Origin of the sequence: Polymorphospora sp. A560, from assembly GCF_045781765.1 — a bacterium.
Taxonomy (GTDB): domain Bacteria; phylum Actinomycetota; class Actinomycetes; order Mycobacteriales; family Micromonosporaceae; genus Polymorphospora; species Polymorphospora lycopeni.
This window is the reverse complement of record NZ_CP122282.1, coordinates 7208067-7221639: the sequence shown is the minus strand read 5'-3', so window position 1 is coordinate 7221639 and position 13573 is coordinate 7208067. Positions and strand designations below refer to the sequence as shown.

At 73.4% G+C, this 13573-nt stretch carries 11 protein-coding genes; 8 read left to right on the top strand and 3 right to left on the bottom strand.

The window, feature by feature from the left end; all coding sequences use genetic code 11:
- Genes QCD66_RS32465 through malQ form a run of 7 tightly spaced genes read left to right on the top strand, consistent with a single transcriptional unit; the run spans window position 1 to window position 10290 of the window.
- Entirely contained in the window at window positions 1-2145 is a 2145-nt protein-coding gene (locus QCD66_RS32465; RefSeq protein WP_375735410.1) for a glycogen/starch synthase, read from the top strand.
- Entirely contained in the window at window positions 2142-3245 is a 1104-nt protein-coding gene (locus QCD66_RS32460; RefSeq protein WP_375735397.1) for a sugar phosphate nucleotidyltransferase, read from the top strand. The genes QCD66_RS32465 and QCD66_RS32460 overlap by 4 nt, the downstream gene beginning before the upstream one ends.
- Window positions 3242-4393, top strand: coding sequence for an ROK family protein (locus QCD66_RS32455; RefSeq protein ID WP_375735398.1), 1152 nt, complete (start codon window positions 3242-3244; stop codon window positions 4391-4393). The genes QCD66_RS32460 and QCD66_RS32455 overlap by 4 nt, the downstream gene beginning before the upstream one ends.
- Before the next feature lie 17 nt (window positions 4394-4410).
- On the top strand, window positions 4411-5286 hold the full coding sequence (locus QCD66_RS32450; RefSeq protein ID WP_375735399.1) for an SDR family oxidoreductase: 876 nt from the start codon (window positions 4411-4413) through the stop codon (window positions 5284-5286).
- Entirely contained in the window at window positions 5283-7433 is a 2151-nt protein-coding gene (locus tag QCD66_RS32445) for a glycogen/starch synthase (RefSeq protein WP_375735400.1), read from the top strand. The genes QCD66_RS32450 and QCD66_RS32445 overlap by 4 nt, the downstream gene beginning before the upstream one ends.
- Complete coding sequence (locus tag QCD66_RS32440) at window positions 7406-8254, top strand: HAD family hydrolase (RefSeq protein WP_407566911.1); 849 nt, start codon at window positions 7406-7408, stop codon at window positions 8252-8254. The genes QCD66_RS32445 and QCD66_RS32440 overlap by 28 nt, the downstream gene beginning before the upstream one ends.
- Window positions 8251-10290, top strand: coding sequence for a 4-alpha-glucanotransferase (gene malQ, locus QCD66_RS32435; protein WP_375735402.1), 2040 nt, complete (start codon window positions 8251-8253; stop codon window positions 10288-10290). Before QCD66_RS32440 ends, malQ begins: the two co-directional genes overlap by 4 nt.
- Here the strand turns inward: malQ and QCD66_RS32430 are convergent.
- The 3 genes from QCD66_RS32430 to QCD66_RS32420 are packed head-to-tail and all read right to left on the bottom strand — an operon-like array spanning window position 10287 to window position 12882.
- Complete coding sequence (locus tag QCD66_RS32430) at window positions 10287-11075, bottom strand: ABC-2 family transporter protein (RefSeq protein WP_364211724.1); 789 nt, start codon at window positions 11073-11075, stop codon at window positions 10287-10289. The genes malQ and QCD66_RS32430 overlap by 4 nt on opposite strands.
- Before the next feature lie 2 nt (window positions 11076-11077).
- Entirely contained in the window at window positions 11078-11866 is a 789-nt protein-coding gene (locus QCD66_RS32425; protein ID WP_364211727.1) for an ABC-2 family transporter protein, read from the bottom strand.
- A complete protein-coding gene (locus QCD66_RS32420) occupies window positions 11863-12882 on the bottom strand; it encodes an ATP-binding cassette domain-containing protein (protein WP_375735403.1) in 1020 nt (339 codons plus the stop codon). Before QCD66_RS32420 ends, QCD66_RS32425 begins: the two co-directional genes overlap by 4 nt.
- Window positions 12883-13056: 174 nt before the next feature.
- Between QCD66_RS32420 and QCD66_RS32415 the strand changes: the two genes are divergently transcribed.
- A complete protein-coding gene (locus tag QCD66_RS32415; RefSeq protein WP_375735404.1) occupies window positions 13057-13545 on the top strand; it encodes a MarR family winged helix-turn-helix transcriptional regulator in 489 nt (162 codons plus the stop codon).
- The last annotated feature ends 28 nt before the right edge of the window (window positions 13546-13573 follow it).

The following is a 13573-nucleotide window of genomic DNA, read 5'->3' as shown; positions in this document are numbered from 1 at the left end:
ATGCACGTCATCGAGACGTACTTCGAATGCGGAGGGTTCGACCACCGGTTCATCCAGGGCGGCACGTCGGTCTACCTGTGGCAGTTGTCGAGCGCGCTGACCCGGCTCGGCCAGCGGGTCTCGATCGTCACCCCGGCCCACGGCCGCCTCGACGACCTGCGCCGGCTGCACGACGTCGAGACGCTCGACCACGTCGACGAGTACGAGCTGCCGATCCCGCTGGAGCCGAGGACGTGGGGGGAACGGTTCCCGGCCCGGGTCGACGTCCCGCTGCGGACCACCGCGCACCTGCTCCGGCTGGGCGGCGTCGACCTCTACTTCCTCTCCAACGAACTGCTCGACCAGCTTCCGGACCGGTTCTACCCGGCGTACGAGACCAAGGGGCGGGACCTGGTCTTCTTCAAGCCGCTGGCCTACCAGGTGGCCGCCGTACGGTTCATCCGGCACCGGTTCGCCGGCGAGCGGGCGATCGTGCACGCCCACGAGCCGTACTACCACTACCTGATGCCGGCGGCGTTCGCGGCCGACCCGACGAAGCACGTGGTCAGCACGGTGCAGAGCAACATGCCGATCGGCAAGTCGCTGTGGCGGCCGGAGGTGGAACGGCTGCTGGAATTTCTCGACGTGCCGCCCGGGGCGGTGCCCGGTGCCGACGAGCCGGCGGCGGACCGGTCCGCGCACGTGGTCGCGATGAGCCAGTACCAGCAGCTCACCCACCTGCACTACGAATACCCGCGCGACCACGTCCGGATCTACGACCTGGTCGCCGAGCACGCCGACCTGGTCGACTTCCTGTCGCCCGGCCAGCGCGACTTCTACACCGACTTCGCCGACACCCCGTTCGCGCAGCTTTTCACCCTGCTGCCGGTCGCCGAGACGGTCCGCCGCAACGCGCACAAGCAGTTCGTCGGCGGCTGCGCGGTCGGCGACAACTGGGTACGCGGCGAGCTGCCCGCCGTCGACCGGTCCGCCGTACTCGCCGAACTGGGCCTCGACCCGGCGCTGCCGACGTTCTTCCACAACGCCCGCTACGCGGTCAACCACAAGGGCCAGGTCGAGCTGATCAGGGCCGTCGACCGGGTGCTGACCGACGGTACGGCCGCCAACTTCGTCCTGCGCTGCCTCAGCGACGCCGGCATCCCCGACCCGCTCTTCCACGAGGTGGTGGCGAAGCACCCGGGCCGGGTCCACCTCCAGTGGTGGCGGGTCGACGACGACCAGCTCGTCCGCTACGCCACCAGCGCCGACTTCTGCCTCTTCCCGTCGAAGTTCGAGATGGACACGTTCCTGATCGCCCAGGGTGAGGCGATGGCGACCGGTGCCGTGCCGATCGCCACCGCCCAGCTCGGCATGGCGCACTTCGGGCACGTCGCCGACCCGGTCGACGGGCCGGACGCCGCGACAGCCACCGGCTTCGCCGTCAACCGGTCCTTCTACGAGGACGACCCGCTGCTCGTCGACGCCCTCGCCGACCGGATCCGGCGGGCCGTACGGCTCTGGCACCAGCGGCCGGAGGAGTACGAGCGGTTGTCCCGCAACGCCGTCGACCGGGCGCGGGAGTTCACCTGGGACCGGGCGGCCCGCGCCCACCTGGCCGCGTTCGAACCGCTGTGGGCCGGACACGAACCGGTCCTGACGACGGAACGGCTGCTGCGGCACGGCTGGTTCGACCTGCTGCCCGACGACGCGTGGACGGACAGGTCGGTCGCCGACGCGGCCCTTCGGCTGGGCGACGCAGACGCCTACCGGCGCTGCGCACCGCTGACCGCCGCCGCGCTGACCGAACTCTTCGAGCGGGCCTGGGAACGCGCCGACTTCGGCCGCTGCGCCCGCTGCGTCGACCTGGCCGCCGACGACCATCCCGAGCTGGCGCGGCGGCTCGGTGCGCGGCTGGCCGGGCGGTGCACGGTCTCCGACGGCCGGATCAGCTACCGGCTGGCCCACGCCGAACGGGTCGAACTGGTCGTACCCGACCTGGCCGCGCCGGAACGCGGCCGGCCCACCGTGGTTCGGCTGGAACCCGACGGGGAGGGTTTCGGCGGCCCGGTGCCGGCCGGTGCCGGCGAACTGCACCTGCTGCTCACCCTGCGCAGCGGCCGGGCGACCTGGGACCGGGTGCCGGCCGGTGGGGCGGTGCCCCGATGACCGGCGGGGTACGGGCCGCGCTGCTCGCCGGCGGCGAGGGGCGCCGGATGGGCCGGCTCGGGACCGGACGGCTCAAGCCGCTGGTGCCGTTCGGCGGCGCCGGCCGGCTGATCGACTTCTCCCTCGCCAACGCCCGGGCGTCCGGGCTGGACCGGGTCCTGCTGCTGTCCCAGTACGCCGAACGGCAGCTCATGGACGACCTGCGGCACACCTGGTGGCGGCCCGGCTTCCGGGTGCACTTCGGCCCGTACGACGACGCGTACCGCGACGGGCCGCCGGCCGAACTGGAACCGGTCAGCGGACCGCCGGAGCGGGGCACCGCCGACGCGCTGATCCGCAAGGCGCCGTACCTGTTCGAACCGGACGTGACCGAGGTGCTGGTGCAGCACGCCGACCACGTCTACCGCTTCGACTACGGCCCGATGATCGCCGCGCACCGGGCGTGCGGTGCCGCGCTCACCGTGTCGTACCAGCGGATCGAGCGTCGCTACGTGCACCTGTTCGGGATGGTCGAGTTCGACGCCGCCGACCGGCTGGTGTCCTTCGTGGAGAAACCGGCCGAGCCGACCAGTGACCTCGTCTTCGCCGCCTTCTGCGTCTTCGACGCCAAGGTCCTGCACCACTACCTGGAACTGCTCGACGGCACCGGCTGGCAGCACGACATCAGCCGTGACGTCATCCCGGCCATGCTCGCCGCCGGCGAGGAGATCCGGGGGCACGAGGTGCCCGGCTACTGGGCGGACATCGGCACCGTCGAGCGCTACCACCGGGCCCACCTGGCCCTGGTCGACGACCCGCCGTCGATGCCGGTGGACACGATGCCGTGGGTGGTCGCCCCGGCGGTGGGCCGCGCGCTGGTGCCGGCCGCGCCGGGGATCAGCCGTAGCGTCGTACCCGGCGACCTGGTCAACCACGGCGAACTGGACCGGTGTGTGGTCTTTCCGGGGGCGCGGGTGGGCGCCGGCGCGGTGGTACGGCACAGCATCCTGCTGCCCGGCGCGGTGGTCCCGCCCGGAGCCCGCCTCGATTCGGCGATCGTGCTGGAGGACGGCTCCGTGCAGCTGGTCGAAGCGTCGTCCACACAGGACGTGGCAGGGTGACCGCGTACACCGTCGTGGACGTCGGCGGCACCACGCTGCGGGTGGGACGCTACGACAGCGACACCGACCGGGTGGACGACGTACGGCGGATGCCGACCGAGGGCATGGACCGGTATCCGGGTGAACCGGTGCCGGTGTTGCAGCGCCGGGTCGTCGGGCAACTGGTCGACATCGCCGGGGCGGCCCTGGCCCGGCACGGGGCGCGGCGTCTCGCGGTCGCGTTCGCCGGGCCGATCGACGCCGCCGGGCGGGTGACGGCCGCGCCGACCGTGTGGGGCCGGCGCGGTGATCCGCTGCCCCTTCGCGACCTGCTGCGGGAGCGGCTCGGCCGGCCGGTGACCGTGGTCAACGACCTCACCGCCGCCGCCTGGCGGTACGTCGGGGGAGCCGACCAGGAGGCGTTCTGCCTGATCACGGTGAGTTCGGGGATCGGCAACAAGGTCTTCCGGGCCGGCGAGGTGCTGCTGCATCCCGACGGGCACGGCGGCGAACTCGGCCACTGGACGTGCGATCCGGCGCCGGACGCGATGCCGTGCGACTGCGGGGGCCGGGGCCATCTCGGTGCGGTCGCCTCCGGTCGGGGCGCCGTCGCCGCCGCCCGGCGCGCAGCGGTCGCCGATCCGGTGGGCTACGGCGGCTCGGTGCTGGCCGGGGCGGAGGTGGACGCGGTGGCGCTGGCCGCGGCGGTGCGGGCGGATGACCCGTTCGCCACCGGCGTGCTGCGCGCCGGGCTGCGGCACCTGGCGACCGCGATCACCGCGGTCTTCGCCTCGATCGGGGTGCGGCGGTACGTCATCATCGGCGGCTTCGCGCTCGCCGTCGGCCCCCGGTACGCCGCCCTGCTCACCGAGGCGCTGCACCGGGCCGGCTGCTTCGGCCTGACCCCGGCGGAGATCGACGGGATGGTGGTGCTCGGCGAGCCCGACGACGACCACGGTCTGATCGGCGCCGGCCGCCTCCTGACCCACACCCTCCCCACCCCCCGTCCCCCCGCCGCCCTCCTTCCCCGCGATCTTGCACTTGTCGTCGCCCAAAACGGGACAGAAGGGGGAGACAACCGCAAGATCGCGGGGGAGAGGGCGGCGGGGGAGAGTGGCGCGGCGGACGAGAGTGGGGACGGGCCGGGGGGTGTGGTGTGCGGGTTCTGATCGTCGGGAGTGGGTTCGTGGGGCGAGCCGTCTCGCGGCGGGTCGCCGAACTCGGCGGGAGCGCCGTGCTCGCCTCCCGGCGGCCGCCCGCCCGATCCACCGGGCACCCGGATCCCCGGTGGATACGCCTGGACGTCACCGACCCGGTGGCCTGCGCCGAGGTGGTCGACCGGGTCGCCCCGGACGGCGTCGTCGCCGTACACGGGCCGTCCGACGTCACCTGGTGCGAGGCGGAACCCGACCGGGCGGCCCGGCTGCACGAGACCGCCGCCGCCAACCTGGCCGCCACCACCGCCGGCCGCCGGCTGGTGCTGATCTCGACCGACAACGTCTTCGACGGCCACGCACCCGGCAACGACGAGGCCACCCCGGTCGCCCCGGCCAACGCGTACGGCCGGGCCAAGCTGCGGGCCGAGCGGGCGCTCGGCGGGGCCGGCACCGTGTTGCGGGTCAGTCTCGTCTACGGCTGGGAGCCGGCCGGCACCGGCAAGTGGCTCAACTTCTTCGCCAAGTGCGCGTACGCGTTGCGGGCTGGCGAGCCGGTCGAGGTGCCGGACGGGCAGTGGACGACGCCGGTGCCGGTCGACGACGTCGCGGCGGTCACCGTCGCCGCCCTCGCCGGCGGCACGCCGGACCTGCTGCATCTGGGCGGGCCGGACCGGATCAACCGGGCCGACTGGGCGGACCGGATCGCGGCCGGTCTCGGCGTACCGGCCGGGCTGGTGGTCCGGGTGCCGCTGGCCCGCACCCGGTATGCCTCGCGGCCGGTCAACACCTGCCTGACCAGCACCCGCCTGGCCGGCTTCCTCGAAGTGCACGGGCTGCGGGTACGCGGTGTCGACGAGGGCATCCGCGACCTGCTCGACGCCCGGGGGGTGCCGTGCACGTCGTGAAGGTCGCGTTCGAGGCGCTCGGCTTCGACGTACGGATGATGCGCGGCGGGCTGGCGCCGCTGGTCTGGCAACTGGCCCGGGAGTTCGTCGACCGGGGACACCGGGTCTCGGTCGTCACCCCGACCCACGGCCGGCTCGACCATCTCGCCGCCCGCTACGACGTGACCGAGTTGGACCACCACGACGAGCATCCGGTGCCGCTGGTGCCCGACCCGGCGGTGTGGCCGGACCCGCCGGGGGACCGCACCGTGACCACCCGGGCCCACCTGCTCCGGCACGAGGGCGTCGACGTCTACCTGCTCGGCAACGACCAGCTCGACCTGCTCCCGGAACGGATCTATCCGGCCGCGACGAGCGAGGGCACCGATCCGGCCTTCTTCAAGCCACTGGTCTTCCAGCTCGCCGCGCTGCGGTTCCTGCTGCGCCGGTTCGGCGACGGCGGCGAGGCCGCCGGCCACGGCACCGATGGGGAGGGCACTGGCGGGGAGCCGGTGCTGGTGCAGGCGTACGAGCCGTACTACCACTACCTGCTGCCGGCGGTGCTCGCCGCCGACCCGCGCTTCCGGGTGGTGTCCACGATCGCCAGCAACATGCCGATCGACCTCGGCGTCTACCGGCCGCAGCTGGCCCGGCTGCTGGCGATGTTCGGCACCAGGGTGGACCTCGACCGCTACCTCGACCCGCCGGCCCCGGTCGCCGTACCCGACGACCCGGAATCGGTCCGCGCGGCGGCGCTGGCGACGGCGTGGGCGGGGCACCTGCCGCACACCCGGCTCTCGGCGGGCCGGGGCGCCGACCACGTGAGCCTCTTCGCCCTGATCGCCGACCACTGCGACGGGATCGACTTCCTGACCCCGGGCCAGCGCGACTTCTACTCCACGTTCCGGGACACCCCGTACGAGGCGGCGTTCCGCCGGACCGCGGTCGCCCGCGTCGTACGGGACAACGCGGCGAAGCAGTTCGTCGGCGGCTGCGGGGTGCCCCGGCCGTGGCTCGACCGTGATCCCGGGACCGTCGACCGGACCCGGGTGCTCGGCGGGCTGGGACTCGACCCGGCCCGGCCGACCTTCTACCACGTCGCCCGCTACTCGGTGCACCACAAAGGACAGTGGGAGCTGGTCCGGGCGGTCGAGGCCGTGCTCGACACCGACCCCGAGGTCAACTTCCTGCTCCGGATGGCGACCGCGGCCGGCGGCGACGCACCCGTCGGCGAGCCGTACTTCCAGCGGGTCGCCGACCGCTTCCCCGACCGGGTCCGGCTCTTCTGGTCGATGGCCGACGAGGAGACGTTCTTCGGCGAGGCGGTCGCCGCCGACTACTGCCTCTTCCCGTCCAAGTACGAACTCGACACGTTCCTGATCGCCCAGGGGCAGGCGATGGCGTGCGGCGCGGTGCCCATCGCGACCGCCCAGGAGTCGACCCGGCACTACCGGCGCGCACCCGGCTTCGACCTGCCGCGCTCGTTCACCCCCGACGACCCCCGGCTGACCGCCGCGCTGACCGCCCGCGTCCACGAGGCCGCCCGGCTGTGGCGGACCGACCCGGCCGGCTACCACCGGCTGTCGGCCGACGCCGCCGCGCTGGCGCGTACGTTCACCTACGCCGGCGCCGCCGACCGGCGGCTGGACCGGTTCGCCCGGCTGCTGGCCGGCGACCCCCTGCCGGCGCCGGTCCAGCACCTGACCGGCTACGGCTGGTTCGACCGGATCGACGGGCGGCGGTGGCAGACCCACCGGGCGGCGATCCGGGCCGCCGCGATCGGGTTCGCCGACCTGGAAACCGTACGGCGGTGCGGGCCGGTCGACGCCGACACCCTGCGCCGGCTCCACGCGGCGGCCGAACACCGGGGCGACCTCGACCGCTGCCTCGAACTGGCCGAACTGCTCGGCGACACCGCCCGGGCCGGCGCACTGCGATCGCGCTGCCGGGTGCTGCCGCACCCCGACGGCAACGAGCTGCGCTACGGGGCCGTCGGGGCGGCCGGCGTCGACCTGGTCACCCCGGACGGTCGGCCGCGCCCGCTCGAACCCGACGGCCCGGCCTTCCGCATCGTGCTGCCCGTCGCGGACACCCCGGGCGTACCGGTGTTCCTGCTGCGGCTCGCCTCCGGCCGCAGCACGTGGGACGTACCGCCGGTGGCGCCGTGACCGCCGAACTGCCGTACCGGATCGTCGCCACCGACCTCGACGGCACCCTGCTGCGCAGCGACCGGACGTTCTCGGCCCGGACCCTGCGGACCCTGGCCGCGGTACGCGCCGGCGGCGCCCGGCACGTGGTCGTCACCGGCCGGCCGGTGTACGGCACCCGGCGGCTGCTCACCCAGCTCGACTACCGGGGGCTCGCGATCTGCGGGCAGGGCGCCCAGGTCTACGACTTCGACGCCGACCGGCTGCTGCTCACCCGCACCCTGGACCGGGAGGTGGCGCGGGCCCTGGTCCAGGCGATCAGCCGGGAGACCGGGACGCTGGCCCTGGCCGCCGTCGCCGCCGAGGGTTTCCTGGCCACCGCCGACTTCGACCGGCGGCCCGGCGCCGACTGGCGGCTGGTCACCGAAGCCGACCTGTGGGCCGGGCCGGTGGAGAAGATCCTGATCCGCCACCCGGGCCACGACGACGAGGCGCTCGTCGCGGTCGCCCAACGGATCTGCGGCCCGGCGCTGACCGTCGCCCACGCCGGCGCGCGGCTGGTCGAGCTGCTCCCGGCCGGGATCAGCAAGGCGACCGGACTGGTGTACGCCGCGCGGCGGTGGGGCCTGACCGCCGCCGACACCATCGCGTTCGGCGACATGCCCAACGACATCCCGATGCTCGACTGGGCCGGGTACGGCGTCGCCATGGCCAACGGCCACCGCAGCCTGCGGGAACGGGCCGACGAAACCACCCTGACCAACGACGAGGACGGGGTGGCGGTGGTGCTCGAACGCCTGCTCGCCACCGGGTCCGCGCCCGCGAGGAATGAGCAGACATGACGGCACTGGCCGAACTGGCCCGGCGGCACGGCGTCGCCCCCGAGTACGCCACCGACCGCGGCGAGCGGATCGCGGTCGCCCCGGAGAACCTGCGCCGGGTGCTCGCCGCCCTCGGCGTCGACCCGGCCGGACCGGCCCCGGACACCGGCCGGGACCGGCCGCTGCCGTCCTGCGTCGTCGTCCGGCAGGGGCGGCGGGCCGAATCGGCGTGGCCGGCGGCCGCATACGGGGTCCGTACCGAGACCGGCGACTGGCACGACGTGGCCGACCCGGCCGGCGACCTCGGACTCCTGCCGCTCGGCTACCACACCCTGCACGCCGAGGTCGCCGGCCGGAGCGTGACCGCGCCGCTGATCGTCGCGCCCGACGTGCTGGCCACCCCGGACCGCCGCCGGTGGGGCCTGCTGGCCCAGATCTACTCGGTGCTCTCCGCGGGCTCGTGGGGGATGGGCGACCTGGGCGACCTGAGCGGACTGGCCACCTGGTCGGGCCGGCTCGGCGCGTCGTTCGTCCTGCTCAACCCGTTGCACGCGTACGTGCCCGGACCGCTGCCCGACCCGTCGCCGTACCGGCCGGGCACCCGCCGGTTTCCGGACCCGATGAACCTGCGGATCGAGGCGATCCCCGAGTACGTGGCACTGCGCGGGCAGGTCGACGCCCTCGCCGTCCAGGGCCGGGCACTCACCGAAGCGGTGCTGCACCGCGACGAGCTGATCGACCGGGCGGCGGTGTGGGCGCTCAAACGCGAGGCGCTGGAACTGCTGCACCGGGTGCCGCGTACGGCGGCCCGGCAGGCGGCGTACGACGCGTACGTCGCCGGCCAGGGAGCCGGCCTCACCGACTACGCCACCTGGTGTGCGCTCGCCGAGGCGCACGGCAGCCGGTGGAGGTCCTGGCCGGCCGGGTTGCGTACGCCCGACGGCCCGGCGGTCGCCCGGGTCCGCCGCGACCTGGCCGACCGGGTCGACTTCCACCGCTGGCTCAACTGGCTCGTCGACGAGCAGATGGCCGCCGCCCAGGCCGCCGCGACCGGCGCCGGCATGGCGATCGGCCTGGTCCACGACCTCGCCGTCGGCGTCGACCCGGAGGGCGCCGACGCCTGGCGGCTGCAACGCTTCCTGGCCGGCGGCATCACGATCGGCTGCCCGCCGGACAACTTCAACGCCGGCGGCCAGGACTGGGGGCTGCCGCCGTGGCGGCCGGACACCCTCGCCGAGGCCGGGTACGAGCCGTTCGCCGAGGTGGTGCGGGGCGTACTACGGCACTGCGGCGCGCTGCGGCTGGACCACATCATGGGGCTGTTCCGGCTGTGGTGGATTCCCGAGGGGGCCGGGGCCCGCGCCGGGGCGTACGTGCACTACGACCACGAGGCGCTGCTCGGCGTACTGGCGCTCGAAGCGCACCGGGCCGGCGCGATGGTGATCGGCGAGGACCTCGGCACGGTCGAGCGGCGGGTCCGCGACGAGTTGACCGACCGGCGCATCCTCGGCACGTCGGTGCTGCGCTTCGAATACCGGGGCGGGTCCGAGGAGCGTGGCGGGCCGCTGCCGGCCGCCGACTGGCGGGCCGACTGCCTGGCCACGCTGACCACCCACGACCTGCCCAGCACCGCCGCCTGGCTGGCCGGCGACCACGTCGACCTGCACGACCGGCTCGGCCTGCTGACCCGCGACCGGGCCGAGGTCGCCGCCGAGGAGGCCGCCGAACGGGACGGCTGGCTCGCCGAACTGGATCGCGGTGGGCTCCGGTCGGCTGCCGACGGGGTGCCGGGGCTGGACGCGGACACCCTTGCCCTGCACCGGTTCCTGGCCCACACCCCGGCCCGGCTGCTCGGGGTGTGGCTGCCGGACCTGGTCGGCGACCGGCGCCCGCAGAACCTGCCCGGCACGGTCGACGAGTTCCCCAACTGGCGGCTGCCGGTGGCCGATCCGGACGGCCGCCCGGTGTCGCTGGAGCGGTTGACCGAGGCACCCGGCCCGACGGCGGTCGCCCACCTCTACTCACACCTGGACGACTCGCCGCCCGAGGAGCGCTAGTGGCCGGCGCTTTCGTAGCGGCGTAGGCCGCGCTGGAAGACGGCGTACGCGGCCAGGGCGCAGAGCACCGCGACGACCGGGGTGGCCAGGCCGAGCCAGGCCGCCCCGCCCTCGTCGAGCAGCCAGGCGGCCGGCAGGAACCCGGTGAAGGCGAACGGCAGCAGGCCGGTCAGCACGACCCGCAGCCCGAATCCGTAGATGGTCAGCGGATAGCGGGCCAGTTCGCCGATCTGGAAGACGGCGGAGGCGAACATCGGGTTCGGCGACGGTATCCAGAACGCGATGGCGTTCGTCGCCACGGTGATCGCGATGCGGATGACGACCGCCCCGAGCAGGATCAGCAGCCCGAGGAGCACCTTCACCGGCGTCCAGTGCACCTCGACCCGGCTCAGCGCCCAGACCAGCAGCACGCCGGCACCGACCGCGTCGCCGGCCCCGCTGAACCCGATCTGGTGGCTGGTCACCTGCAACACCGGTGGGTACGGCCGGACCAGCCGGTAGTCGAGTTCGCCGGTGTGCACCAGCGAGCCGAGCAGCCAGGCGCCGTCGGCGAACAGCGGCACCGCCGCCTGGGCCAGCCCGGCCAGGGCGTAGATCAGCACGGTCTCCTCGAACCGCCAGCCGTTGAGGGTGGGTACGCGGGCGAACACCGCGGACAGGAAGATGAAGCCGAGCGACTGCGTGACGATTCCGGCGGTGACCAGCAGCCAGAAGTCCGACTGGTATTCCAGTACGGCGCGCAGGTGGGCGCCGAGGCTGCGCCGGTAGACGCGGACGAGGCGCATGGTCAACCTCCGTGGACGGTGAGCTGGCGTACGGCGGTCCGCCAGGCGAGCCGGGCCAGGAACCACAGGCCGGCCGCCCACAGGAACTGGTAGCCGATCAGGAGCAGCGCCCCGGTACCGGTCGCCTTGCCGGTGTAGATCAGCGCCGGGGTGGAGGTGATGGCGGCGAACGGCAGCACCGCCGCGGTCGTCTGCAGCCAGCCGGGCAGCAGGGCGAGCGGCACCAGGGCACCGGAGAGCAGTTGGGTCAGGGCGGTGCGGGTCCAGGCGAGCCCGTGGTAGTTCTGGGTCCAGAAGCAGAGCATCGTGCTCAGGTAGATGATCAGGAACTTGATCGGTACGACCGCGACGAGGCTGAGCAGGAGCAGGTCGGGGCGGACCGGGGCCTGCACCGGTCCGGCCAGCGCGACGAAGGCCGCGCCGACGACGACGATCACCGCGAGTTCGATGACGAGGCCGCCGAGCACCTCGGCGAACCGCATCTTCTGGTAATCCAGCGGCTTGACCAGGTCGAGGGCGACCGCGCCGCTGCGGATGCGTTCGGCCATGACATGTTCGCCGAGCCCGCGGCCGACGATCCCGGTGGCGAAGCCGACGAGCAGGTAGCCCTTCATCTCCGGCAGCGAGTAGCCGCCGATCCGCGTGCCGTCGGCGAGCAGCGCGGTCCACAGCGCCACCATCGCGACCAGTTGGAAGATGACGCCGATCGTGCCGAGCCCGATGCTGATCCGGTGGGCGAAGGTGGCCCGGACCGTCGTTCCCGCCAGGCGGGCGTACGCCTTGACGCTCACGACGGGGTCGGGGCGGGCGAGAGGATCAGCTCACCGGCGTACACCTTGCGGATCACGTCCTCGATCGCCGGCTCGTCGATGCGTACCTCGACGACCTCGGCCAGCGGGATCACCCCGGCGAGGATCTGCCCGACGGTCAGGGCCGCCTTGTCGAACGCCACGGTGAACTCGCCGGGGTTCGGGCCCGCGTGTACGGCCGCGGCCGGGAACCGGGCGGCCAGGTCGGGCAGGGCGACGTCGCCGGCGAGCTGGAGGTGGACGTTGCGCTGCCGGGCGTAGGTGTCCTTGACCTGTTCCAGGGTGCCGTCGTAGATGACCCGCCCGTGGTCGATGATCACTATTCGGTCGCAGGTGTCCTCGATGTCGCCGAGGTCGTGGGTGGTCAGCATCAGGGTGGTGCCGTCGGCCCGCAGTTCCCGCAGGAACTGCCGGACCCGGTCCTTGACCGCGATGTCCAGCCCGATGGTGGGTTCGTCGAGGTAGACGACCCGGGGGCCGTGGATCAGGGCGCAGGCCAGGTCGGCACGCATCCGCTGGCCCAGGGAGAGCCGCCGGGCGACCACCGGCATGATCTCGTCGAGGGCGAGGACCGCGTCGAACCGGGCCAGCCGTTCGCGGTACGTCGCCGCCGGTACGTCGTACATGTCGCGCAGCAGGGCCAGGGACTCGCGGACCGGCAGGTCCCACCAGAGTTGCGTGCGCTGTCCGAAGAGGACGCCGATCTGTCGTGCGTTGGCGATCCGCTCGCGGTGCGGATCGCGGCCGGCGACCCGTACCCGTCCGGACGACGGCTCGACGATGCCGGTGAGCAGCTTGATCGTGGTGGACTTGCCGGCCCCGTTCGGGCCCACGTACGCGACGGCCTCGCCGGCCTCGATCGACAGGTCGACCCGGTCGACGGCCCGGACCGTGGTGAATCGGCGGCGGACGAGGTGCGTCAGCGAGCCGCGCAGGCCGGGTGCCTTGTCTGGCCGGCGGAAGGTCTTCGTCAGGTGATGAGCCTCCACGAGCGCCATGCCGGCATCCTGTCAGCCGGAGCTGCAAGCGGCAATCCGGTTCCCGGCAGGTCTTGCAGGTTCTTGCGCCAACTTTCTGCAATCTGTTGACCCGGGACGTTTCGGGGGCGTAACTTTCGCAGCAATCGGTTTGTTGACTAGTAATCAAATCGAAAATCTTCGATCTGGAGGTATATGTTGTCCAGCGCGGACGTCCGACTCGCCGAGCTCTACCAGCGGCTCCAGCGGATCTACGTACTGCTGGACGACGGCGACCGGCGGGCGTTGGCGACGGTGGGTCTCACCCCGACCCACTACAACCTGCTGCGCCTGCTCGAAGACGACGCGCCCGACGCCGTCCCCGGTGCCCCGACCGGCGGCGGCCGGTCGGTCAGCCAGCTCGCCGATCTCCTGCTCTGCACCCGCGGCAACATCACCCGACTCGTCCGGCGGCTCGTCGAGGCCGGCCTGGTCCGGACCGGATCCGACCCGACCGACCAGCGGCTGGTCGCGGTGTCCCTGACCCCGCTCGGCCGCGAGCGGCTCACCGCCGCCCACGCGGTCTTCGCCGAGACCAACCGGCAACGCTTCGCGCACCTGTCCGACGACGACACCCATCGGCTGTACGAGTTGGCCGGAGACCTCGCCGACCAACTGATCAAGCAGTGCGACAGCGAGCGGTGATCCCGCTCGGCGAGCACCCGTAGTTGTA

What these genes read in the sequence shown, in the direction of transcription:
- QCD66_RS32465 (WP_375735410.1), top strand. Translation starts at nt 1, where the DNA reads ATGCACGTCATCGAGACGTACTTCGAATGCGGAGGGTTCGACCACCGG.
- QCD66_RS32460 (WP_375735397.1), top strand. Translation starts at nt 2,142, where the DNA reads ATGACCGGCGGGGTACGGGCCGCGCTGCTCGCCGGCGGCGAGGGGCGC.
- malQ (WP_375735402.1), top strand. Translation starts at nt 8,251, where the DNA reads ATGACGGCACTGGCCGAACTGGCCCGGCGGCACGGCGTCGCCCCCGAG.
- QCD66_RS32430 (WP_364211724.1), bottom strand. Translation starts at nt 11,075, where the DNA reads ATGCGCCTCGTCCGCGTCTACCGGCGCAGCCTCGGCGCCCACCTGCGC.
- QCD66_RS32420 (WP_375735403.1), bottom strand. Translation starts at nt 12,882, where the DNA reads ATGGCGCTCGTGGAGGCTCATCACCTGACGAAGACCTTCCGCCGGCCA.
- QCD66_RS32415 (WP_375735404.1), top strand. Translation starts at nt 13,057, where the DNA reads ATGTTGTCCAGCGCGGACGTCCGACTCGCCGAGCTCTACCAGCGGCTC.